Source organism: Nocardia sp. NPDC058705, from assembly GCF_042749305.1.
Lineage (GTDB): Bacteria > Actinomycetota > Actinomycetes > Mycobacteriales > Mycobacteriaceae > Nocardia.
Genome location: NZ_JBHYRN010000039.1, coordinates 26,782 through 47,131, shown reverse-complemented (window position 1 = coordinate 47,131; position 20,350 = coordinate 26,782). Strand labels below are relative to the sequence as shown.

The following is a 20,350-nucleotide window of genomic DNA, read 5'->3' as shown; positions in this document are numbered from 1 at the left end:
CTTCGCGCATGCGCAACGGCGGCTAACTCGCGGCCGGGCCGCTACGCCGCTGCGCGGCGGACCCTCCTCGAGGTCGGGTCGTGCGGGGCCGGGAATGCGGTCATGGCGGATTTGGGGTGTGCGGTGTGGTTGGGGGTGCGGGAGGGCTGAGGACTTTGGGGTGTGCGGTGTGGTTGGGGGTGCGGGAGGGCTGCGGAGTCTGGGGTGTGCGGTGTGGCTGGGGGTGCGGGAGGGGGCGCGCCTGGGGTGCGGCAAGCGGTTGTTGGTGCGGTGGGTTGTGGAAGACGGGGACGGCCCGGGTGTGCGGTGCGGGGTGTGGCGGTGGGGTAGTGGGGTCTCGAAATCCTTTGAGCGGCCTGGTTGTCGGCGTAGCGTTGGTTTGTCCGAGGTGGTGCGGGTTGTTCTCAGGGTTGGAGACGCCGGTGGATCGTATTGATGCTGAGCGGTATGCGGAGCGGGAGGCTCGGCGGCGGCGGGCGAAGACGCCTGCGGCCAAGCGGTTGGCGGAGGTGCCTTGGCCGGATCGGAGTTGGCCTACGGTGCGTGGGTTGTATGTGACCGTGGGGGCCGCACTGTACGAGCGGTAACCTCCATGCCGTGACTGATCCGCTGCAGCCCCTGGTCGACCTGCCCGGTGTGAGCGAGGCCGCCGACAAGGCGCGCGATGCGCTCGCGGCCGTGCACCGGCACAAGTCGAACCGGCGTGGGTGGGCGACCACCGCCGCCGAAGCCGCTGTTCGTGCTGCCCGTTCCTCGGCCGCCATCGAAGGGGCGAGCACCGATTTGCCCGCCGACGGTCAGGTCAGCGATCCGGTGCTGGCGGGCGCGTTGCGGGTGGGGCAGGCGCTCGACGGCGACGCGCTCAACAATCTCGTCGGCACCTGGCGACGCGCGCCACTGCAGGCGCTGGCCCGGCTGCACCTGCTCGCCGCCGCCGACCTGGTGACCGACGAGCAGGAACTGGGCCGCCCGCGCTCGACTCCCGGCGTGGCCGAACGGCTGGACATGCTCGCGCAAACCGTGCAGACCAGCAAGGCGCCCGCCCCCGTTGTCGCGGCGATCGTGCACGGTGAGCTGCTGTCGTTGCGTCCGTTCGGCACCGGTGACGGGGTTGTCGCGCGCGCTGCTTCGCGCCTGGTCGCGGTGGCGAGTGGGCTCGATCCGCACAGCCTGGGCGTGCCCGAGGTGTTCTGGTTGCGTCGCCGTCAGGCTTACCTCGACGCGGCCGCCGGGTTCGGTTCGGGCACCGCGGAGGGTGTGGGCGGCTGGGTGGTGTTCTGCGCGGGTGCGCTGGAAGACGGCGCCCGTGAAGCGAACTCGATCGCCGACGCGGCGGCGGGCTGAGCTGGTCATTGAACCGGCCCCACACATCGAAACGGGCGGCGTTGTCGATTGCTCGACCTCACCGCCCGCTAGCACGGAACACCCGGTTACCAAGCGTGCAGGGTGGGTTGTGTTCGGTGGCCTCGGCGATCATCCCAACCTCGCCGGTTCATCCCCGCAACCTGTGCGAGGCGTTCGCCGACGTCGGCTCGGATTTCGCAGGCCCACAACTCTTTCGGCCTTGTCGCGGCGCGCTCCGCGTGGGTGCCTGGCGTCCGTGCTGGGAAGGGTGGGATGGGAGGCGAAACCTTCTCTTCCGGCTCCGTCTTGGCCTTCCGTCCTTCCGTGACTCCATTCTTACACTGTGACGGCACTCACATCAAGTGTTTCGAAGGCATTACCGGATCCCCGTGAATTCGGCGTGTCACTCGGAGATTCGTGCTGGGCGGGCGCTGGTCAGCGCCGTTTGCGCAGCAGCCGGTAGCTGATCGCGCCGGCGATGATCGCACTCAGCCCGACGGCGGCAGTCGCGGCGACGGTGGTGGTCGACGGCGTCTGGAAGCGCGACCGCAGCGACACCGGATTGGAGAACGTGAGCACCGGCCAGCCGCGGCTCGCCGCCTCCTTGCGCAGCGCGCGGTCGGGGTTGACCGCGGTCGGATGGCCGACGGCGCTCAGCATCGGCACATCGGTCACCGAATCGGAGTACGCATAGCACCGCGACAGGTCGTAACCCTGCTCGGCGGCGAGCTTTTCGATAGCGGTGACCTTGCCCTCGCCGTAGCAGTAGAACTCGATGTCGCCGGTGTACTTGCCGTCTTCGACCACCATCCGGGTCGCCTCGGTATGCGAGGCGCCGAGTACCTCAGCAATCGGCCCGACGATCTCCTCGCCGGAGGCCGACACGATCACCACATCGTGTCCGCGGATCTTGTGATCGGCGATCAGATCGGCAGCTTCGGCATAGATCAGTGGGTCGACGAGATCGTGAAGCGTCTCGGCCACAATGGTTTTCACCTGCTCCACATCCCAGCCCGCGCACATGTTCGCCAGGTTTGCCCGCATCCGTTCCATCTGGTCGTGATCGGCACCGGAAAGCAGGAACAAAAAGTGTGCGTAGCTGCTCTCCAACACGGCTCTGCGGTTGAGCAGACCCTGTGCGTAGAAGGGTTTGCTGAACACGAATGCGCTCGACTTCGCGATCACCGTTTTATCGAGATCGAAGAACGCCGCGACCCGCCCGCCCGGCACCGGGTCCGTGCCCGATATGCCGAGTCTTGTGTCCGTAGGCGAGGTCTGGTCGCGTTCTGGCGTCACGACAACAGAATAGGCACGACCTGCGCGCGCCGCAGGATCGGCCTTCCACACCGTGGAAAAGGGTTTGCCGTGGGGACGCCGGGAGGGGCGAATCGCCGAAGAATGTCGGCGAATGCTACTTGCGCCCGCAGCAGGGGGTGGGTGTAGTATTGCTGGCACCTGGACTTAGTCCAGGCGCGTTCAGCCCGACCCCCCGGGGCTGAACCCGACGGCCCCAGCCTCCTCCCCCCCGGCTGGGGCCGTCCTCTATTCCGGGGCAGAACGTAAAAGTTCTCCACACCCCCGAGTTATCCACAATCTGCGTTTTCGGGCTGTTGACAACTTCCTCGCTCGGCAACGCTGAGTGGCATGAACCCAGTCCCGATGCGCTCGCCACAGATCGCGCCCGCCCTCGTGCTCGTCCGTGACGAACGGTTGCGTGCCGAGGTGCGCCGGGTCGCGGCGGCCGCCGAGCGCGTCACCGAGGAACGGGTGATGCCGGTCGGCCGACATACCTGGTCCGGGGCCGGGATGGTGATCCTCGATACCGCCGCGGCCGTTGCTGCCGCTGTCGCAGGCTGTCCGCGCCGGGCGGGGGTGGTGCTGGTCACCGAGGGAGAGCCCGCCGTGCCCGACTGGCAGGCGGCTACAGCGGTGGGTGCCGAACGGGTTGTCGCGCTGCCGACGGGTGCTGTCGCATTGGTCGAACAGTTCGCCGAGCATGCTGAATTCCGCACGGGCGAGGGGATAGTCATCGCGGTGGTCGGAGCGGGTGGCGGGGCGGGCGCGTCCACCCTGGCCGCCGCCACCGCGCTGCGTGGAGCCGCGCGCCGGGTCCGGCGCGACACGGTGCTGATCGACGGCGCCCCGCTCGACGGCGGGATAGACCTGGTGTTGGGCATGGAGAATGTGCCGGGGCTGCGATGGCCGGACTTGGTCATCGAGGACGGAAGGGTGTCTGCCGCGGCACTGCACAACGCGTTGCCCGCTGCTTCTCCCGGCTTGGCGGTGCTGTCCTGCGGGCGAGCCCGGCCCAGCGCCTCCGGGGCGAGTCGGTCGGCGGCCGTCTCGACTGCCGGACGTGCGGGGATCGAGTATTCGGCGGGCTCGTCCCGAACGGCCGAGCACGCGGTGAGTCGACAACCGGCCGGGTCGATGCCTGTGGATGGATGTGCGGTGATCGGCGGGGCGCCGTCCGCGACGGTGCCCGTTTCCGCGCGTGCGGGGACTGGATACTCGTCGGCCGGGCACGTGCCGATGGGATGGTCATCGACCGAACTGTCGCCGGCCGCGGTGCGGGCTGTCATCGAATCCGGCAGAGACGCAGGCGATCTCGTCGTCTGTGATGTCTCGTCCGAGCGTGGTCCGGCAGCCGACGCGATGCTCGATGCGGCCGATTTGGTCGTCCTCATCGTCCCGGCGCGCCTGCGCTCCATCGCTGCCGCCGAAATCGTCTCGGCCTATCTTGGCGAGCGAAACCCCAACCGCGGCTTGATAGTTCGTGGACCAGCACCCGGCGGTCTACGCGGTGCGGAAGTCGCCGAGTTGCTCGGTTTGCCCCTGCTGGCCGCAGTTCGCGGGCAAGCAGGCCTGGCGTCCCGTCTCGAACGCGGCGGCCTGAGCATGCGCCGTCGCGGCCCCCTCCGAGACGCCGCCGACGCCGTCCTGGCCATGGTCGGAGCTGACGCATGACCGCCGCCATCGTGAAGCACCGGCGAGTCCCCGACCCGGCCTTCGTCATAGTCGGAGCTGATGCCGCCGTCGTCGGGCGCAGGCGAGTCTCCGACGTGGCCCTTTGCGCGGACGGAGGCGCCTCGACATGACCTCCTTTGTCACCGTCGATCTCCTCGAACGCGTCCGCGAGCGTCTTGCCGAACATCCGGGCGTCCCTGATGCCGCACAACTGGCCGCCGCTATCCGCACTGAAGCGGGTGGCGTGCTCGCCGACACCGACCTGCTCCGAGCGCTGCGCCTGCTGCAAACCGAGATGACCGGGGCGGGACTGCTCGAGCCGTTGCTACACGATCCTCGGGTCGCCGATGTTCTTGTCACAGCGCCGGATTCGGTGTGGGTCGATCGAGGCCGTGGGTTGGAGCTGACCGATGTCCGCTTCGCCGACGAAGCCGCTGTTCGCCGTCTCGCCCAGCGCTTAGCCCTGGCAGCGGGGCGCCGACTCGACGACGCCCAACCCTGGGTCGACGGCAAACTCGCCGGAACCGAAGCGACGCTCGGTGATGCGTTCGGCGTCCGACTCCACGCCGTCCTCGCCCCCGTCGCCCACGACGGCACCTGCCTGTCCCTACGGATCCTGCGCCCCGCAACCCAGGGCCTCGACGCACTGACAGCGGCCGGCTCGATCCCGCCGGACGCCCACCGACTACTCGGCGACATCGTCCGCGCCCGGCTCGCCTTCCTCGTCGTGGGAGGTACTGGCGCAGGGAAAACTACTTTGCTCTCAGCGCTGCTCGCGGCCGTCGACCCTGCCGAACGAATCGTCTGCGTCGAAGACGCCGCCGAACTGGCTCCGGTCCATCCCCACGTCGTTCGTCTGGTCGCCCGGACCGCCAATGTCGAAGGGGTGGGCGCGGTTACGGTCCGAGACCTGGTTCGACAGGCCTTGCGAATGCGGCCAGACCGCATAGTCGTCGGCGAGGTGCGCGGCGCGGAAGTAGTCGACCTACTCACCGCGCTCAATACGGGCCACGACGGGGGAGCGGGCACCGTCCACGCCAACTCACCGCAGGAGGTCCCGGCCCGCCTGGAAGCGTTGGCGGCCCTCGGCGGCATGGACCGCGCTGCCCTGCACAGTCAACTGGCCGCCGCCGTCCAGGTCGTCCTCCACGTCCACCGTCGATCCGACGGCACCCGCGCGCTCCGGGAAATCGGTGTCCTACAACGTGATTCCGACGGCGTTCACATCACCCCGGCCTGGCGCTCGGACAGCAATCCCACTCCCGCGAGCGCCGAACTCCGACGACTACTCGAGGTGCGACTCGGATGAGCGATCAGAGTGCGAAGGTGTCGTTGCCACCGCCTGGCCGGCACCGAGAGTTTCGAAGCACGGTGGTGGGCAAGTGGATTCGTCGTTCGACCCTGCGTCCACGCATCGCCCATCAGAAGATCCGGTACGTCCGCGGGTCGAGCAACTGGCCGCCGAGGTGGTCGGCGAGTGGTGAGCGAGCAGCAGGTTTCGTCTCGAGGAAGGTGAGCTCGTGGGTAGTGCGTTGCTCTGTTGTGCGGTTGCGGTGCTGGTACTACCGGTGGCGGGCGGACAGCGGCGGTTCGCGCGACTGTTCGGCGCAGACGGGCGTAGGGCGTCGAGGCGGATACCTGTGGAGTGGTGTGCAGGAATCGCGCTGGGGTGCACAGCGCTCGCATTCGGACCTGGCGTCGGATTGGCAGCCCTCATGCTGGGAACCACTGTGGCGGTTCGGAAGCGGCGCGGACGAGGCGACCGTGAACGGCGCCGCGAATGCGGATACCTGCTGGCCGGGCTCGAAGCCGTCGTCGGTGAACTCCGTGTCGGCGCCCATCCGAGCGCGGCGGCCGAATCCGCCGCAGGCGAGTCACGCGGCGAAGCTGCTCGTGTCCTGGCGATCAGTGCGGGTCGCAGCCGCCTCGGCGGTTCGGGCGCCGACGGCTGGGTGCAACCGGATTCGGTGGTGGCCGAGGAGCTGTCGAGGATCGCCGCCGCCTGGCGAGTGGCCGAAGAACACGGCCTGGCCCTGGCAGAACTACTGGCCGCCGCCAGAACCGACCTCCTCGGCCGCATCCGCTTCCGCGACCGCACCGAAGCGGCTCTCGCCGGCGCTCGAGCCTCCGCCACCGTCCTGGCGGGCCTCCCACTGGTAGGTATCGGCCTGGGCCAACTGATGGGCGCTGCCCCACTGACCATCCTGTTCACCTCCCCAGCCGGTGAACTACTCCTCCCGTTGGGCGCGGCCCTCGCCTGCTGTGGATTGCTGTGGACAGATGTCATCACCCGCAAGAGCACGGCCTGACCCGGATCGCCCGGACGTCGAACCTGGGCAGCGGCGGCTGGGTGCACAGTGGTGCTCCGCTCGGCGCCGGTGCGCAGAACCGGGCTCGAGCGCCTGCGGTGTGTGCGGATCAGGGACACAGGTCGACGCGGTGTGGACGGGTGTGGATCGAACTTCGAGGAGGGATCGCTGTGCAGTCGATAGTTGGGTTTGGTTCGCCGGAGGCATTGTTGATCGCGGCGATGGCGATGGTGTTGTTACCTGGGCGGGTCGCTGTCCGTCGTCGGGTGCGAGCGCTCGGCCCGGCGCCGGTCTGCGCCGCCGGACCTGGCGCGACAACGAAGGATGACCCGCTCGGGTCGGCGTCCGCATTCGATCTACTGGCGGCCTGCCTGCGGGCGGGACTGCCGATGGCCGCGGCAGCGCGGGCGAGTGCGCCGACAGCGCCGCCGGTTCTCCGGGCCGCATTGTTCAGGGCCGCGGACCTGCTCGCGCTCGGCGCCGACGCGGCGACGGCGTGGGAGCGGGCCGCCGCCGATGCCGTCGGGTCACCGGGGGCCGACGACGTGGAGTCCCTGGCCAGGATGGCTCGGCGCTCGGCTCGCTCCGGTGCTTCGCTGGCCGCCGCGGTCGGCGAACTTGCCACGCAGCGCCGCGAAGCCGTCGAAGACGCCGCCGTTGCGCGCGCCGAACGGGCGGGCGTACTGATCGGTGGACCGCTCGGCCTGTGCTTCCTGCCCGCTTTCGTCTGTCTCGGCATCGTCCCGGTCGTTATCGGCCTCGCGGACCGCGTGCTCGGCGGCGGTGGGCTGCTGTGACCGGCCTCGACGAGGCAACCGAATCTTCACCGCGCGGACCAGTCGCGCGGTGTAACCAGAGAGGGGATCACGATGACGTTCGTCCACGCGGTATACCTGGGGGCCCGCACCCGATTCACCCGCCTGCTGATCGACGACGACGGCATGTCGACCGCGGAATATGCGATCGGGACGATTGCCGCGGCGGCCTTCGGGGCGGTGCTCTACGGGGTGGTGACCGGGGACAGCATCGTCAACGCGCTGACCGGGATCATCGACAAGGCGCTCAACACGAGCGTGTAAATCGCGGCAGCACAAGCTCTTTCGGTGGCGATGCGGGTGCGGTGACGGTCGAGGCCGCCATCGCCCTCGCCGCCCTGGTTGCCGCCGTCGCCCTCTGCATCGGCGCACTTCTCGCCGGATCTACCCAGATCCGCTGCGTCGACGCGGCCCGCGAAACCGCCCGCCTTGCCGCCCGCGGTGACACCTCGCGCGCGATCGCCGCGGGCAAGACCGTGGCCCCGCCGGGCGCAACCGTCGAACTCCGTACCGAGGGAGACCGAGTGGTCGCCACCGTCGCCGCAGGCACCCCACTTCTGCCCGGCTTGCGCCTGCGCGCCGAAGCGGTAGCCGTCACCGAACCAGGCGTGAACCCGTGACGGCGAGCAGCGATGAGACTTCGGACGCATACCGACGGTCGGCGAGGAGGGGGCTGGTGGGGGATGCGGGTGGGGCGACAGTGTTCGTCTGCGTGGTGTTGGCGGCGTTGATCTGTTTCACGGTGGTGGTCTCGCAGGTAGGTGCCGTGGTGGTCGCGCGGCACCGAGCGCAAACGGCCGCGGATCTCGGGGCATTGGCCGCGGCGGTAATGCTGGCAGAAGGCTCGGAGGTGGGGTGCGCGGAGGCTTCCGAGGTCGCTCGCCGGATGGGCGTGAAGGCGCGCCGATGCGCTGTCGCGCAATGGGACGTTGTTGTCGATGTCGAGGCGAATGTAACGGCGGGAGTGTTCGGCATGCGCACTGTGCGCGCTTCGGCGCGAGCGGGTCCGGTGGAAGAGAATGGGTGACACGGAAGTGTTATCACTGGTCGGTGGTTGTTCCGCACCGAACCAATTCGGAATTTACCGGAAGCACGTTTGCACTATTTCATGCGCATTCTTTGATCTGGGCAGGAAAAAAATGAAAGAAAGGGTCGAGGGGTATCGGCGGTTCCGGTTGGCTATGGGCCAGTTAATATAAAAGTGGTCCTTTTTAATCGAGCGCCGTGCGTCTGTGAACATATCGTCGCTGGTCAACACTAATTCGGACAAGTGACCAGCATTCGGGGAGCGAGGTGTACCGCCAGTCACATCGTGAGCGCGCGCACATCACGAATCAGCAGGTTCGCCATGGGTCGCCAGTTCACCGAGGACGGCGTCCAGCAGACGTGCGGCGGCGTCCTTGTCCAGCGGGCTGTTGCCGTTGCCGCACTTGGGCGACTGCACGCAGGAGGGACACCCGTCTTGGCACGCACAGCTGCGAATCACGCTCAATGTGGCGGACAGCCAGTCCGTGAGCTGGGCGAATCCGCGCTCGGCGAAGCCAGCGCCGCCGGGCTGTCCGTCGTAGACGAACACCGTCGGCGCACCGGTATCGGGATGTTCGGCGATGGAGACACCGCCGATGTCCCATCGATCGCACCCCGCGACCAGCGGCAACATGCCGATGGCGGCATGCTCGGCCGCGTGCAGTGCGCCGGGCAGCTGTTCGTCGGAGATGTCCGCGGCCGCGAGCAGCTGGGGCGTGACGGTGTAGAGCACAGCCTTGGTGTGCAGCGTGTGCGCGGGCAGGTCGAGTTCCACCTGGTCGAGCACCTCGCCGGTCACCAGGGTCCGCAGGTAGCCGACAACCTGGTTGGTGACCGCGACCTGCGCTGATGCAACCGTGACCGCACCGAACACGCGCTCCTCGATCAGCCCTTCGACGGTGATCGAGGTGACCTGCCGGGAACTGGTGGTGAAGCCTGGATCCACCTCGTTGACGAACGCGACACCGCCCTCGAGGTCGAGTTCGTCGACCAGATAGGTCTCGCCCTGGTGCAGGTGCACAGCCCCGGTGTGCAGCGTGGCGGGCGCCCGGCCCGCGTCGGCGGTGCCGAGCAGCCGCCCGGTTTCGGCGTCGACGATCGCGACCGGCGAGCCGAGCCCGCCGCGGACATCGACGTCGTCGTGCGGGTGGGTCTGCGCGGTGACATGCCAGCGAGCACCCGTGCCTCTAGTGCTCGGCCTGCGCCGGATCAAGCCCTGTTCGGCCAGGTCAGCCAGTACTTCGTCGGCTCTGTACTCACTTACCTCCTCATCGGTGAGCGGCAGTTCCAGCGCAGCGCACAGCAGTTGGGGGCCGAGGATGTAGGGGTTGTACGGATCGGTGATGGTGGCCTCGATCGGCCGATCGAGCAGCGCTTCCGGGTGGTGCACCAGGTAGGTGTCGAGTGGATCGTCGGTAGCTACGAGCACCACCAGCGAACCCTGCAACCGCCTGCCCGCCCGCCCTGCCTGTTGCCAGAACGAGGCGACCGTCCCGGGAAAACCGGCGATGACCACGGCGTCCAAGCCTGCGATGTCGACGCCGAGTTCAAGCGCATTCGTACTGGCCGCGCCGAGCAATGTCCCCTGCGACAGCGACTGCTCGAGCTCGCGCCTGTCCTCGGCGAGATAACCCGCCCGATAAGCGGCCACTCTTTCCTGCAGCTCAGGGGCAGTTTCCGCGAGCACCCGCCGAGCGTCGAGTGCGATCAGTTCGGCACCGCGCCGCGACCGGACAAAGGTGAGCGTCCGCGCGCCCTCGGCCACCAGGGCGGCCATGATCTTGGCTGCCTCGCTGGTGGCAGTCCGGCGCACCGGCGCCCCGTTCTCCCCGGTCACCGTCGCGCTCAGCGGCGGTTCCCACAGCGCGACGGTCCTGGCGCCGCGCGGCGAGCAGTCCTCGGTGACCGCGGTGACCGGCGCCCCGATCAGCCTGCCTGTCGATGCCGCCGGATCGGCACTGGTGGCCGAGCACAGGATGAACACCGGGTCGGCGCCGTAGAACTGGGCGAGCCGCCGCAGCCTGCGTAGCACCAGCGCCACATGCGAACCGAACACTCCTCTATATGCATGACATTCGTCGACCACCACATATCGCAGGTTTCGCAGCACCCGTGCCCAGCGCTGATGCGAGCGGAGAATCCCGACGTGCAGCATGTCGGGATTGGTGAAGATCCAGCGTGCGTTGGCCCGCACCCACTGTCTGATCTCGGCGGGAGTATCGCCGTCGTAGCTCGCCGGATGGGCCTCACGCAGGGGATTGTCGTGAATCAGGCTGCCGACGGCGCGGAGCTGATCGGCCCCGAGTGCCTTGGTGGGGGACAGGTACAGCGCGGTGGCGCGCGGGTCGTCGTGCAGTGCGGTGAGCACCGGAAGCTGGTAGCCGAGCGACTTTCCCGACGCCGTTCCCGTGCTCACGACCACATGGTTTCCGCCCGCCGCCAGCTCGGCCGTACGGGTCTGGTGTTCCCACGGCAGCTCGATACCCTGTGCATCCAAGGCTGTGACCAGCGCCGATGGCACCCAATCCGGCCACGCGGTGGTGATCGCGCGCTGCGCGGGTAGCTCGGCCACGTGGGTCAACGGGCTGCCGCCGGCGGCCGCTTCGGTCAGGACACGATTCAGCAACGATCGCCCGTAGCTCTCGCTCGTATTGCGCGCTCGGAGCTCGGTCCGGTCTGCCGGATTCATCCGGTCCTCCTCTCACGCGACACGCGAAGTGTGAAACGTGTGTGTGCGCCAACCACTACCTGGGATTTCGTAACCCAGTAGCGATCTGGGTCACAGCAAGTTTGCTGGAAGCTCACTCGGTTATCTAGAAGCAAACAGACCAAAAGTACGGATACACCCAATCTCTCCCTTACCTGCACATTCGCAAGATCATGAATTTTGCAAATAGTCGGTAACTCGACTGTCGAATTGCCCAAAGACATGGTTCACTGGGTCTCGGTCGCAAGCTTCTGTGTTCGAGGGACGGATCCAAGGTCCAAACCATCAGCAGGATCGTTGTTGCGAACGCCGTGCTCAGGATTTCCTTGCAGGGGGACCAACAGTACAGCGGTCGGAACGGGCCCGGTGGACGAACCCAGTTGTCCGCCGATTCCGGTAGAAAGAGAAGGAAACAGAATGGCACAGGGAACTGTGAAGTGGTTCAACGCGGAGAAGGGGTTCGGCTTCATCGCGCCTGAGGACGGCTCAGCTGACGTCTTCGTCCACTACTCGGAGATCCAGGGCACGGGCTTCCGTACCCTCGAGGAAAACCAGAAGGTCGAATTCGAGGTCGGCCAGGGCACCAAGGGCCCCCAGGCTACCGGCGTTCGCGCGCTCTCCTGAGCTGCGAAACACAACAACGCCTCGTCCCCCTCCTCCGTACGCGGAGGAGGGGGACGAGTCATTTCCGGGTAGCATCGGCCACGGCAGCGGGGTTTTCGGTTCTCGGCCGCCTTGATCTGGACTGACCAGAGGGTGCGACGAAGGAGTGCCCGGCGGGAGGGAAGATCGAGGCTTCCAGGCCGAGAACCTGCGGCACCAGCCGCCACGTGCGCAGCTCTACCCCTAGTGCGCAGGGTATAAACGTCACTGATGGTGATGTCCGAACGTCACTGTCAGCCCCAGCCGCGCACCGAGCGGACCTCCCGACGCGCGGATCAAGAAGGAAGGTGTTCGCCGGTGGCAACACGAGACCGCAGTTCAGCCGACCAGGGCCGACCCCTGCGTCGTCTCGTGATCGTCGAGTCCCCGACGAAGGCCCGCAAGATCGCGCCCTATCTGGGTCGTAACTACACCGTCGAGGCCTCGGTGGGCCACATCCGCGACTTGCCGCGCGGTGCCGCCGACGTGCCCGCCAAATACAAGGGGCAGCCGTGGGCGCGCCTCGGTGTCGACGTCGACCACGACTTCGAGCCCATTTATGTGGTGAACCCGGATAAGAAGGCCAAGGTCGCCGAGCTCAAGAGCTTGCTCGCCGACGCCGACGAGCTCTACCTCGCCACCGACCCCGACCGCGAGGGCGAGGCCATCGCCTGGCACCTGCTCGAAACGCTCAAGCCGAAGGTCCCGGTCCGCCGGATGGTCTTCCACGAGATCACCGAGCCCGCCATCCTCGCGGCCGCCGCCGACACGCGCGAACTCGACAACGATCTGGTCGACGCGCAGGAAACCCGCCGCATCCTGGACCGCCTCTACGGCTACGAGGTCTCCCCGGTGCTGTGGAAGAAGGTCATGCCGCGGCTGTCCGCCGGTCGCGTGCAGTCCGTCGCCACCCGCGTGATCGTGCAGCGTGAGCGCGAGCGCATCGCGTTCCGCTCCGCCGGGTACTGGGACATCGCCGCCAAGCTCGACGCCGGTCCCGACGAGAAGTCCGATTCGACCAACCCGCGCACGTTCGGCGCGCGCCTGGTCCAGGTCAAGGGCGATCGCGTCGCCTCCGGTCGCGACTTCGGTTCCGACGGTCAGCTCAAGTCGGCCACCGGCGTGGTCGTGCTCGACGAGGCCTATGCCCGTCGGCTGGCCGAGGCGCTCGACGGCGCCGCCCTCGAGGTCAGCTCGGCCGAGGCCAAGCCATACACGCGCAAGCCGTATCCGCCGTTCATGACCTCGACGTTGCAGCAGGAAGCGGGCCGCAAGCTGCGGTTCACCTCCGAGCGCACGATGCGGGTCGCGCAGCGGCTCTACGAAAACGGCTACATCACCTACATGCGAACCGACTCCACGACGCTGTCGGAGTCGGCGATCGCGGCGGCTCGTTCGCAGGCGACCCAGCTCTACGGCGCGGAGTACGTTTCGCCCTCGCCGCGCCAGTACACCCGCAAGGTCAAGAACGCGCAGGAGGCACACGAGGCGATCCGTCCCTCGGGTGACACCTTCATGACGCCCGGCCAGCTGGCCTCGAAGGTCGACAACGACGAGTTCAAGCTCTACGAGATGATCTGGCAGCGTACGGTCGCCTCGCAGATGGTCGACGCGCGCGGCACCACGCTGACCCTGCGCATCACCGGCACCGCGCGCACCGGCGAGGAGTGCGTGTTCTCGTCCTCGGGTCGCACCATCACCTTCGCAGGCTTCCTCAAGGCGTATGTCGAGAGCGTCGACGAAGAGGCGGGCGGCCAGTCCGACGACGCCGAATCCCGTTTGCCCGCACTGGAAGAGGGCCAGAGCGTCACCGCGGTCGAGCTCAACCCGGACGGTCACAGCACCAACCCGCCCGCCCGCTACACCGAAGCCTCGCTGATCAAAACGCTGGAAGACCTCGGCATCGGCCGACCGTCGACCTACTCCTCGATCATCAAGACGATCCTCGATCGAGGCTATGTATATAAGCGCGGCAGCGCGCTCGCCCCAGCCTGGGTGGCGTTCGCGGTGGTCGGTCTGCTCGAGGCCTACTTCGGTCGACTGGTCGACTTCGACTTCACCGCCGCGATGGAGGACGACCTCGATGCGATCGCCGGTGGTCGCGAGCAGCGCGGAAACTGGTTGTCCGCCTTCTACTTCGGTGGCGAGTCCGGCGCCGAGGGTTCGGTCGCGCGTTCGGGTGGCCTGAAGAAGATGGTCTCCGTGCAGCTCGACGACATCGATGCGCGCGAAGTGAACTCGATCAAGATGTTCGTCGACGAAGAGGGCCGCGACGTCGTGGTCCGCGTCGGCCGCTTCGGTCCGTATCTCGAGCGGATGATCATCAATCCCGATGACCCCGAAGGCGATCGGATCTCGCAGCGGGCGAACCTGCCCGACGATCTGCCGCCCGACGAGCTCACTCCCGAGGTCGCCGAGAAGCTGTTCTCGACGCCGCAGGAGGGCCGTTCGCTCGGCGTCGACCCGGTGTCGGGACACGAAATCGTCGCCAAGGAAGGACGTTTCGGCCCTTACGTCACCGAGGTACTGCCGGAACCGCCCGCGCCCGACCCGGATGCGGCGCCCGCGAAGAAGACCAAGAAGGCGGCAGAGGTCAAGCCGCGCACCGGTTCGCTGTTCAAGTCGATGGACCTCGCCGAGATCACCCTCGACGACGCGCTGATGCTGCTCTCGCTGCCCCGGGTGGTCGGCAACGACCCCACTTCGGGCGAGGAGATCACCGCGCAGAACGGCCGCTACGGCCCATACCTGAAGAAGGGCACCGACTCTCGTTCGCTGGCAACCGAGGATCAACTGTTCTCGGTCACCCTCGAGGAGGCGCTGAAGCTCTACGCCGAGCCCAAGCGTCGTGGACGTCAGGCGGCAGCCGCGGCGCCGTTGCGTGAGCTGGGCAATGACTCCGCCACGGACAAGCCGATGGTGATCAAGGACGGCCGCTTCGGTCCGTATGTCACCGACGGTGAGACCAACGCGAGCCTGCGCAAGGGCGACGAGGTCGAGTCGATCACCGACGAGCGCGCGTCCGAACTGTTGGCTGATCGCCGGGCGCGTGGTCCGGTGAAGAAGGCTGCGAAGAAGACGACGGCGAAGAAGGCGGCCAAGAAGGCGCCTGCCAAGAAGGCTGCAGCCAAGTCGACTGCGACGAAGACGGCCACGAAGACCGCAGCCAAGAAGACGACCGCGAAGAAGACGGCTGCCAAGAAGGCTCCGGCGAAGAAGGCCGCCGCGAAACCGGCTGGGACAGAAGAGGCTTGATCGCTCGGCCACGCACCCGTCCAGCCTCGGCGAATCCTGTCGGACTCCGCGGCTAAGGTGTAGCGCGTGGCAGGTGTCTTCGATCGACTGGTCGGCCAGGACGTGGTCGAGACCGAGCTGGCCGCTGCCGCCGCGGCGGCGCGGGCCGGTGTGGTCACCGGTGCGATGACGCATTCGTGGCTGTTCACCGGGCCTCCCGGCTCGGGTCGATCAGTAGCGGCGCTGTGTTTCGCGGCGGCGCTACAATGCACGGATCCCGAAATCGTCGGCTGCGGAAAGTGTCATGCCTGCACCACCACGATGGCGGGCACCCACGGTGACGTGCGGCGCATCATCCCCGAAGGCCTCAGCATCAGCACCAAGGAGATGCGGGCGATCGTGCAGATCGCGGCGCGGCGCCCGAGTACTGGCCGCTGGCAGGTCGTGGTCGTCGAGGACGCCGACCGCCTCACCGAAGGTGCGGCGAACGCCCTGCTCAAGGTGGTCGAAGAACCGCCGGACCGCACCGTCTTCCTGCTGTGCGCCCCCACCGTCGACCCCGAGGACATCTCCGTCACCCTGCGCTCGCGCTGCAGGCACGTCCACCTGGTGACCCCGACCGTCCCCGCCATCGCCAAGGTCCTGCGCGACCGCGACCAACTCGACCCGAAAACCGCCGATTGGGCGGCCTCGGTCAGCGGCGGCCACGTCGGCCGGGCCCGCCGCCTTGCCACCGACGAAGACGCCCGCCAACGACGCAAGCGCGCCCTCGCCCTGGTCGTCGCGACGGAACGCCCCGGCGCCGCCTACCTCGCCGCCGACGAACTGGTGAAGTCCGCCGACGACGAAGCCAAACTGATGAGCGCCGACCGCGACGACCGCGAACGCGACGAACTCGCCACCGCCCTCGGTGCGGGCGGCACAGGCAAGGGCGCGGGCACAGCCACCCGAGGTTCGGCAGGCGTTCTCAAAGACCTGGAAAAACGCCAGAAATCCCGAGCCACCCGCACCGGCCGCGACGCCCTCGACCGCGCCCTCATCGACATCGCCGGCATGTACCGCGACGCACTCGCCATGCGCTTCGCAGGCCGAGGCACCCCCATCACCCTCACCCACCCCGACATGTCGAGCGAAATCACCGACCTCGCCACGTCCGTCCGCCCCGAAGGCCTCCTCCGCAGCATCGACGCCGTCCTGACCTGCCGCGAAGCCCTCGCCCTCAACGTAAAACCCCGCTTCGCCATAGCCGCCATGACCGCCACCCTCATCACCGCCCGCACCACCTGACAGTCGTTTCCGGTCAGCCACTTCTGTCCAAAGATTGGTTGTCCCAAGTCATTTGGTCGAAGTCTGCCGATCATGTCGGACCCTCGGGTCATACTTTCGACATGGAAAACGGGGCGGCGCAGATCGGTCGCGGGGGACAGTTCCAGGGTGGGCGCCACGTAGACAGGTCCCACCGGTGAGTAGACGCAAGGCCAGGCCGGGGCGCTACCGGTCCCTGCACGTCGCCGGCTATCGCAGCGCATCCCACATGCCCATCCTGTGGGTCTTCGCCGCACTTGTGGGCGGGGTGATATTCCTGCTGATCGTCCTGACCATCGCCAACATGGCCTCCGCCGACCCCGCTGCTACACCGACAGCCACCACCATCACACAGCCGTCAGCCGCACCGGCCGCGCCCTCATCCCCACCGCCAACGACAACGACCCCACCGCCACAGTGCTACCCGTTCCAGCCCTCCTGCTGACCGAACATCCACTTCCGAGTCCCACGATGACCTGCAGTTTTCGCGTTCTGACCCGGAGGCGATAGACTCGCACCGCCGAAAGGTACGCCGCCTTAGCTCAGTCGGTAGAGCGCTTCACTCGTAATGAAAAGGTCGGGGGTTCGATTCCCCCAGGCGGCTCCATAACGCCAGGTCAGGGCGGCTATCGGGATGTGTCCCGGCAGCCGCCCTGACCTCGTTTTCCCAACTAACTGGCCTCGCCTGTCACCGCGCGGTGCAAAACGTCGGCCGCCGCTTCGTGAGTTCGCCCACGCGCCATGTAATGCCGCTGAGTCATCGCCGGATCGACATGTCCGAGCACGTCAGCGGTGACGCGAGGGCGGTTGCGTGATCCCAATAACGTGGCGGCTGAATGGCGACGGGTTCGGGAACGGGTTCGGGAGGCGATCGGACCGCCCGACGACATCGTTCCGCACAGCTTCCGCCACGCGGTCGCGACAATCTTCGACGCCGCGGGGCTGTCGGCAGCGTTCATGCAGCGAGCACGTATGCCCGCAGACGTTCACGCGCGTCGGCGGCTACGGCCGAGTCTGGAAAGTGTTCGGCCAGAAGCTCATCCAACTGGCGGAGTCGTTTGCGGACCCAGGAGAAGTGAGCGCTGATCGGGGTCATCAGGACCGGGTCTACAGCGGCCAAGCTCGCATCGAGATCGCCCAGCCGCGCCGATGCCGACGCCAAATAGATCTGCGACAGCATTTCGTCGCCGGGGGAGCGCTGAACCTGCCACGCGCGAATAGCGTCCTCGGACGCAAGGGCGGACTTGCGCAGTACGGCCGGGTCGTCGGCCCACATCAGCGAGAACCCCCGGTAGTAGATCTGCTTGGCTTCGGAGAACCGGAAGAGTCCGCCTACCTCATCTTCGCCTGCGCGTTCGCGTGCCCGCTCCGCGTGGTCAAGTAGTTCGATCGCGGCCGTCGAGTCGCCGAGGTTCGCCACCGAGGCGGCAAGGCCGCACAACAGGCGAGGCTCGGTCGTGCCAGTCGAGCGCGAGACGTAGTTCAAACCATCCTGTGCAGCGTCGCGTGCCGCCTCGAAATCCTTGGTGAACCGGAACGCGAGCGCCTGAGTACCGCGCGCCCATGCCCTCAGTGGATCGTGGCCAGCGCGCTCCCCGAGCGTGAACGCCGCCTGCGCATGAACGGCGGCGGTCTCCGACTGGCCGAGGTCCAGAGTCAGATACGACAGCACCCCACAGACCCGGCCCAACGCGACATAGAGCGACCGCAACTGTTCGGGCGAGTGTGCGCCTTCCCGTACCCGCCGCGTCAGCTCGGCTCGCAGGTCCAGTGCCCGTTCCAACGTCCGGTCGTACGCCTCGAAACGCGCTTTCACTGCGATGTCAGCGATGCCCTGCTCGATATCGTCAAGGTCGGCCGCGTCGGGCAATGCGAGCAGCGCTTCCGATTCCCGTTTCGCCCGCTCGAGCATCTTCACGGTGTCGATCCGTCGCGCCTGGTCGACTTGATCGGCGTCCCACGCCGCCACCAGCAGGCCCCCGCCATTGAGCGCGAGATCGGCTTGCTCGGCCCACCCGCGATCCTTCGGCCACCGCGTTCCGCTCTCGACTTTGCAGAGCCAGGTGTGATCGCAAAACAGCACTCCGGCCAAGTCGCGCAACGAGAGTTGGCGGGCGATCCGAAGCTGTCGCAGCGTCCGGCCCGTTCGGTCGGCCTCCATGCCGAGCAATCGTGAAGCTATGTCATCCATAGCGCATCCGCCCCATCGTTGACAGATCCCAAATCCGTTGTTGTCAACAGCTTATCGCTGTAAGCCGAGGTCACAGCGTGGTGTTCTGAACATGTGCCCGGGGAGGACGTGCTGACTGCCGAACACCCCGCAGAGACCTTAACCACACCAATCACGGGGGGCGACATGTTCGGGAGCGGCCAGAGCGAACGCGGCATCCTGACCGTGGACGGCATCATCGACCAACTCCAACGCGACCACATCGAGCGCGCCGCGTTGGCCAAACAATTCGGCTGCCCGACCTTCACCCGCCCCGGCCATGGTGGCGAACGCGGAATGTGGTCGTGCGGTTCAGATCCAGGCCCGATGAGCGGCCCACAAGCGCACCTCGCGATGCAAGTTCACATCGACTGCGTCCTGCACGTCTGCGCGGTACGTCGTCGCGCCCGAGCCACCTTGGTCGAGTCGGGCGCGATGCGCCTTGACGGACGGGAAGACCGATGACAGCCGACACACGCGCGGTTGCGATCTGCGTCCTCAACACGTCGATCTCTGGCCTATCCGAACCATGGGACCGGGGCATGATCTCGGACCGCGCCACCGAACTCGGGTACAAGAGCCCGCGGGTTATCGACCTCGCCTACACCACCATGGAAGCATTGCTCTGCACCTGCAGCGAACTCGGCGCAGTAGCCGTCGTCGTTCCCTCGCTCGATCATCTGCCCGTCGGCGCGCTCGAAACATTGGACGAGGCGGCGATCACCATCGTCACCGTCTATCCCGCGATCGCTCGTCACGTGGAAAGGAAGGCCGAGCGCGAATGACTGAGCCGATCAAGCACAGGGTGGCAAAGCTCACCGAACGCGCTGCAAGACGCAACCTCGGTTTGCGCCCGGCGAGTGAACCGCCGTACGGGTGGGCGTTGGACAACGCCTTTCGTGTGGTGTGCACCGGCACCCTCGATCAGATCGAAACATGGTTGACCGCAGCCGAATCCGGCACGGCCTACTCTGCTGATCCGTGACACCGTGGCACAAAACCTGAGGCCAACAGACGACCCCAAGTGGCGCGCGATGGTGAAGGGTAGAGATCAATCGGCTGCTAGCTGTGGCCGCTTATTCCTTGATGGAGCGATGAAATCAGGGTGCGGCCCGATAGAGCGCCCTGGCAGCATGGCCGGATGCCAGATCTGCTGTGGGACGACGTCAAGAACTTCTTCAACCCCAACCTGATGGGTTCCCTGCCGGATCTGTGGGTGCTAGGTGCCACGATTGAAGACTGGCAGGCGGTGTTCGACCTAGTTCAGTCCAGCGGGTGGACGTGGGACTACATGGAAGGCGACATCGTGCGACCGTTACCGCCTGCTGCCGAGGTGCTGCCGCGCCCCGCAGATGCGGAATATGTCAGGCTGCACGTCTGGCCTGCTCCGGGCGTGCAAGTGACCCTTTGGCCGATGTCCGCTACCCAGGTCGATTTCGACGTGGACCTTCGTGAGCTGCAAGGTCAGACGGGAGTGGATACCCTGTGCGACTTCGTGTGCGCGATCGGCCGTCGACTGGGCAAACCAGTGTTCATGGGCGCCGAGGGGCAATACGGTTACCCACTCCTCGGGTTCGACCCGGCGGCCGACCGCATGGTGCTACTGGCAGATCCAGAACTCCCCTAACTCTCCTTCTCCGCACCAGCCAGGATCCAGCGCGCGCATCCGGCCGGCATGCCGTTGCCCGATCGCTCAGCTCAGGTTTGTGCAGTCCTTTGGTTGTCTGGCAGGTCCATAGGCAGCTTTGGGATGGGTTGTGGGGGAGTAGAAGTCTGGGAAAGATGAAGCTGG

The 20,350-nt window shown here is 67.0% G+C and carries 19 protein-coding genes and 1 tRNA gene; 17 read left to right on the top strand and 3 right to left on the bottom strand.

Going from position 1 to position 20,350, the window contains the following annotated elements:
- Positions 1-597: 597 nt before the first annotated feature.
- Entirely contained in the window at positions 598-1,344 is a 747-nt protein-coding gene (locus ACFW6D_RS29650; protein ID WP_379333545.1) for an oxidoreductase, read from the top strand.
- 435 nt (positions 1,345-1,779) lie between these two features.
- Here ACFW6D_RS29650 and ACFW6D_RS29645 read toward each other — a convergent pair whose 3' ends face one another.
- Positions 1,780-2,592, bottom strand: coding sequence for an HAD-IB family hydrolase (locus tag ACFW6D_RS29645; protein ID WP_379333552.1), 813 nt, complete (start codon positions 2,590-2,592; stop codon positions 1,780-1,782).
- A gap of 396 nt (positions 2,593-2,988) precedes the next feature.
- Here ACFW6D_RS29645 and ssd point away from each other — a divergent pair, with 396 nt between their 5' ends.
- From ssd to ACFW6D_RS29610, 7 genes are all read left to right on the top strand, one after another.
- Entirely contained in the window at positions 2,989-4,311 is a 1,323-nt protein-coding gene (gene ssd / locus ACFW6D_RS29640; RefSeq protein ID WP_379333543.1) for a septum site-determining protein Ssd, read from the top strand.
- A gap of 127 nt (positions 4,312-4,438) precedes the next feature.
- Positions 4,439-5,620 (top strand): TadA family conjugal transfer-associated ATPase, encoded by a 1,182-nt coding sequence (locus tag ACFW6D_RS29635; RefSeq protein WP_379333541.1) that lies wholly within the window; start codon positions 4,439-4,441, stop codon positions 5,618-5,620.
- A 421-nt stretch (positions 5,621-6,041) separates the two neighbouring features.
- Complete coding sequence (locus tag ACFW6D_RS29630) at positions 6,042-6,620, top strand: type II secretion system F family protein (protein ID WP_379333539.1); 579 nt, start codon at positions 6,042-6,044, stop codon at positions 6,618-6,620.
- A 221-nt stretch (positions 6,621-6,841) separates the two neighbouring features.
- Positions 6,842-7,417: a type II secretion system F family protein gene (locus ACFW6D_RS29625; RefSeq protein WP_379333551.1), complete on the top strand. Its 576-nt coding sequence runs from the start codon at positions 6,842-6,844 to the stop codon at positions 7,415-7,417.
- A gap of 72 nt (positions 7,418-7,489) precedes the next feature.
- Positions 7,490-7,699 (top strand): DUF4244 domain-containing protein, encoded by a 210-nt coding sequence (locus ACFW6D_RS29620; RefSeq protein ID WP_379333537.1) that lies wholly within the window; start codon positions 7,490-7,492, stop codon positions 7,697-7,699.
- 41 nt (positions 7,700-7,740) lie between these two features.
- Positions 7,741-8,055, top strand: a complete 315-nt coding sequence (locus tag ACFW6D_RS29615) for a TadE family type IV pilus minor pilin (protein WP_379333535.1) — start codon at positions 7,741-7,743, stop codon at positions 8,053-8,055.
- A gap of 56 nt (positions 8,056-8,111) precedes the next feature.
- The gene (locus ACFW6D_RS29610) at positions 8,112-8,462 is read left to right on the top strand and encodes an Rv3654c family TadE-like protein (RefSeq protein ID WP_379333533.1); all 351 of its coding nucleotides are present in this window, start codon (positions 8,112-8,114) and stop codon (positions 8,460-8,462) included.
- 300 nt (positions 8,463-8,762) lie between these two features.
- Here ACFW6D_RS29610 and ACFW6D_RS29605 read toward each other — a convergent pair whose 3' ends face one another.
- A complete protein-coding gene (locus tag ACFW6D_RS29605) occupies positions 8,763-11,150 on the bottom strand; it encodes a DEAD/DEAH box helicase (protein WP_379333531.1) in 2,388 nt (795 codons plus the stop codon).
- A gap of 435 nt (positions 11,151-11,585) precedes the next feature.
- Between ACFW6D_RS29605 and ACFW6D_RS29600 the strand changes: the two genes are divergently transcribed.
- The 5 genes from ACFW6D_RS29600 (at position 11,586) to ACFW6D_RS29580 (ending at position 16,956) form a co-directional block, all read left to right on the top strand.
- The gene (locus ACFW6D_RS29600; protein WP_019044597.1) at positions 11,586-11,792 is read left to right on the top strand and encodes a cold-shock protein; all 207 of its coding nucleotides are present in this window, start codon (positions 11,586-11,588) and stop codon (positions 11,790-11,792) included.
- A 336-nt stretch (positions 11,793-12,128) separates the two neighbouring features.
- Positions 12,129-15,065, top strand: coding sequence for a type I DNA topoisomerase (gene topA, locus ACFW6D_RS29595; protein ID WP_379333529.1), 2,937 nt, complete (start codon positions 12,129-12,131; stop codon positions 15,063-15,065).
- Positions 15,066-15,131: 66 nt separating this feature from the next.
- Positions 15,132-16,331 carry a DNA polymerase III subunit delta' gene (locus ACFW6D_RS29590; RefSeq protein ID WP_379333527.1) on the top strand — a complete coding sequence of 400 codons (1,200 nt, stop codon included), beginning with the start codon at positions 15,132-15,134 and terminating at the stop codon, positions 16,329-16,331.
- 175 nt (positions 16,332-16,506) lie between these two features.
- Positions 16,507-16,794, top strand: a complete 288-nt coding sequence (locus ACFW6D_RS29585; protein WP_379333526.1) for a hypothetical protein — start codon at positions 16,507-16,509, stop codon at positions 16,792-16,794.
- A gap of 86 nt (positions 16,795-16,880) precedes the next feature.
- Positions 16,881-16,956 (top strand) — tRNA-Thr (locus tag ACFW6D_RS29580).
- Positions 16,957-17,304: 348 nt separating this feature from the next.
- Here ACFW6D_RS29580 and ACFW6D_RS29575 read toward each other — a convergent pair.
- Positions 17,305-18,510, bottom strand: coding sequence for a hypothetical protein (locus ACFW6D_RS29575; protein ID WP_379333524.1), 1,206 nt, complete (start codon positions 18,508-18,510; stop codon positions 17,305-17,307).
- 195 nt (positions 18,511-18,705) lie between these two features.
- Between ACFW6D_RS29575 and ACFW6D_RS29570 the strand changes: the two genes are divergently transcribed.
- The 4 genes from ACFW6D_RS29570 (at position 18,706) to ACFW6D_RS29555 (ending at position 20,185) form a co-directional block, all read left to right on the top strand.
- A complete protein-coding gene (locus ACFW6D_RS29570; RefSeq protein WP_379333522.1) occupies positions 18,706-19,023 on the top strand; it encodes a hypothetical protein in 318 nt (105 codons plus the stop codon).
- 77 nt (positions 19,024-19,100) lie between these two features.
- Complete coding sequence (locus ACFW6D_RS29565; RefSeq protein WP_379333520.1) at positions 19,101-19,343, top strand: hypothetical protein; 243 nt, start codon at positions 19,101-19,103, stop codon at positions 19,341-19,343.
- Positions 19,340-19,543 carry a hypothetical protein gene (locus ACFW6D_RS29560; RefSeq protein ID WP_379333518.1) on the top strand — a complete coding sequence of 68 codons (204 nt, stop codon included), beginning with the start codon at positions 19,340-19,342 and terminating at the stop codon, positions 19,541-19,543. Before ACFW6D_RS29565 ends, ACFW6D_RS29560 begins: the two co-directional genes overlap by 4 nt.
- A gap of 156 nt (positions 19,544-19,699) precedes the next feature.
- Entirely contained in the window at positions 19,700-20,185 is a 486-nt protein-coding gene (locus ACFW6D_RS29555; RefSeq protein WP_379333516.1) for a hypothetical protein, read from the top strand.
- Positions 20,186-20,350: the final 165 nt, after the last annotated feature.

What these genes read in the sequence shown, in the direction of transcription:
- ssd (WP_379333543.1), top strand. Translation starts at nt 2,989, where the DNA reads ATGAACCCAGTCCCGATGCGCTCGCCACAGATCGCGCCCGCCCTCGTG.
- ACFW6D_RS29635 (WP_379333541.1), top strand. Translation starts at nt 4,439, where the DNA reads ATGACCTCCTTTGTCACCGTCGATCTCCTCGAACGCGTCCGCGAGCGT.
- ACFW6D_RS29625 (WP_379333551.1), top strand. Translation starts at nt 6,842, where the DNA reads ATGGCGATGGTGTTGTTACCTGGGCGGGTCGCTGTCCGTCGTCGGGTG.
- ACFW6D_RS29620 (WP_379333537.1), top strand. Translation starts at nt 7,490, where the DNA reads ATGACGTTCGTCCACGCGGTATACCTGGGGGCCCGCACCCGATTCACC.
- ACFW6D_RS29605 (WP_379333531.1), bottom strand. Translation starts at nt 11,150, where the DNA reads ATGAATCCGGCAGACCGGACCGAGCTCCGAGCGCGCAATACGAGCGAG.
- ACFW6D_RS29600 (WP_019044597.1), top strand. Translation starts at nt 11,586, where the DNA reads ATGGCACAGGGAACTGTGAAGTGGTTCAACGCGGAGAAGGGGTTCGGC.
- ACFW6D_RS29575 (WP_379333524.1), bottom strand. Translation starts at nt 18,510, where the DNA reads ATGGAGGCCGACCGAACGGGCCGGACGCTGCGACAGCTTCGGATCGCC.
- ACFW6D_RS29570 (WP_379333522.1), top strand. Translation starts at nt 18,706, where the DNA reads ATGTTCGGGAGCGGCCAGAGCGAACGCGGCATCCTGACCGTGGACGGC.
- ACFW6D_RS29565 (WP_379333520.1), top strand. Translation starts at nt 19,101, where the DNA reads ATGATCTCGGACCGCGCCACCGAACTCGGGTACAAGAGCCCGCGGGTT.
- ACFW6D_RS29560 (WP_379333518.1), top strand. Translation starts at nt 19,340, where the DNA reads ATGACTGAGCCGATCAAGCACAGGGTGGCAAAGCTCACCGAACGCGCT.
- ACFW6D_RS29555 (WP_379333516.1), top strand. Translation starts at nt 19,700, where the DNA reads ATGCCAGATCTGCTGTGGGACGACGTCAAGAACTTCTTCAACCCCAAC.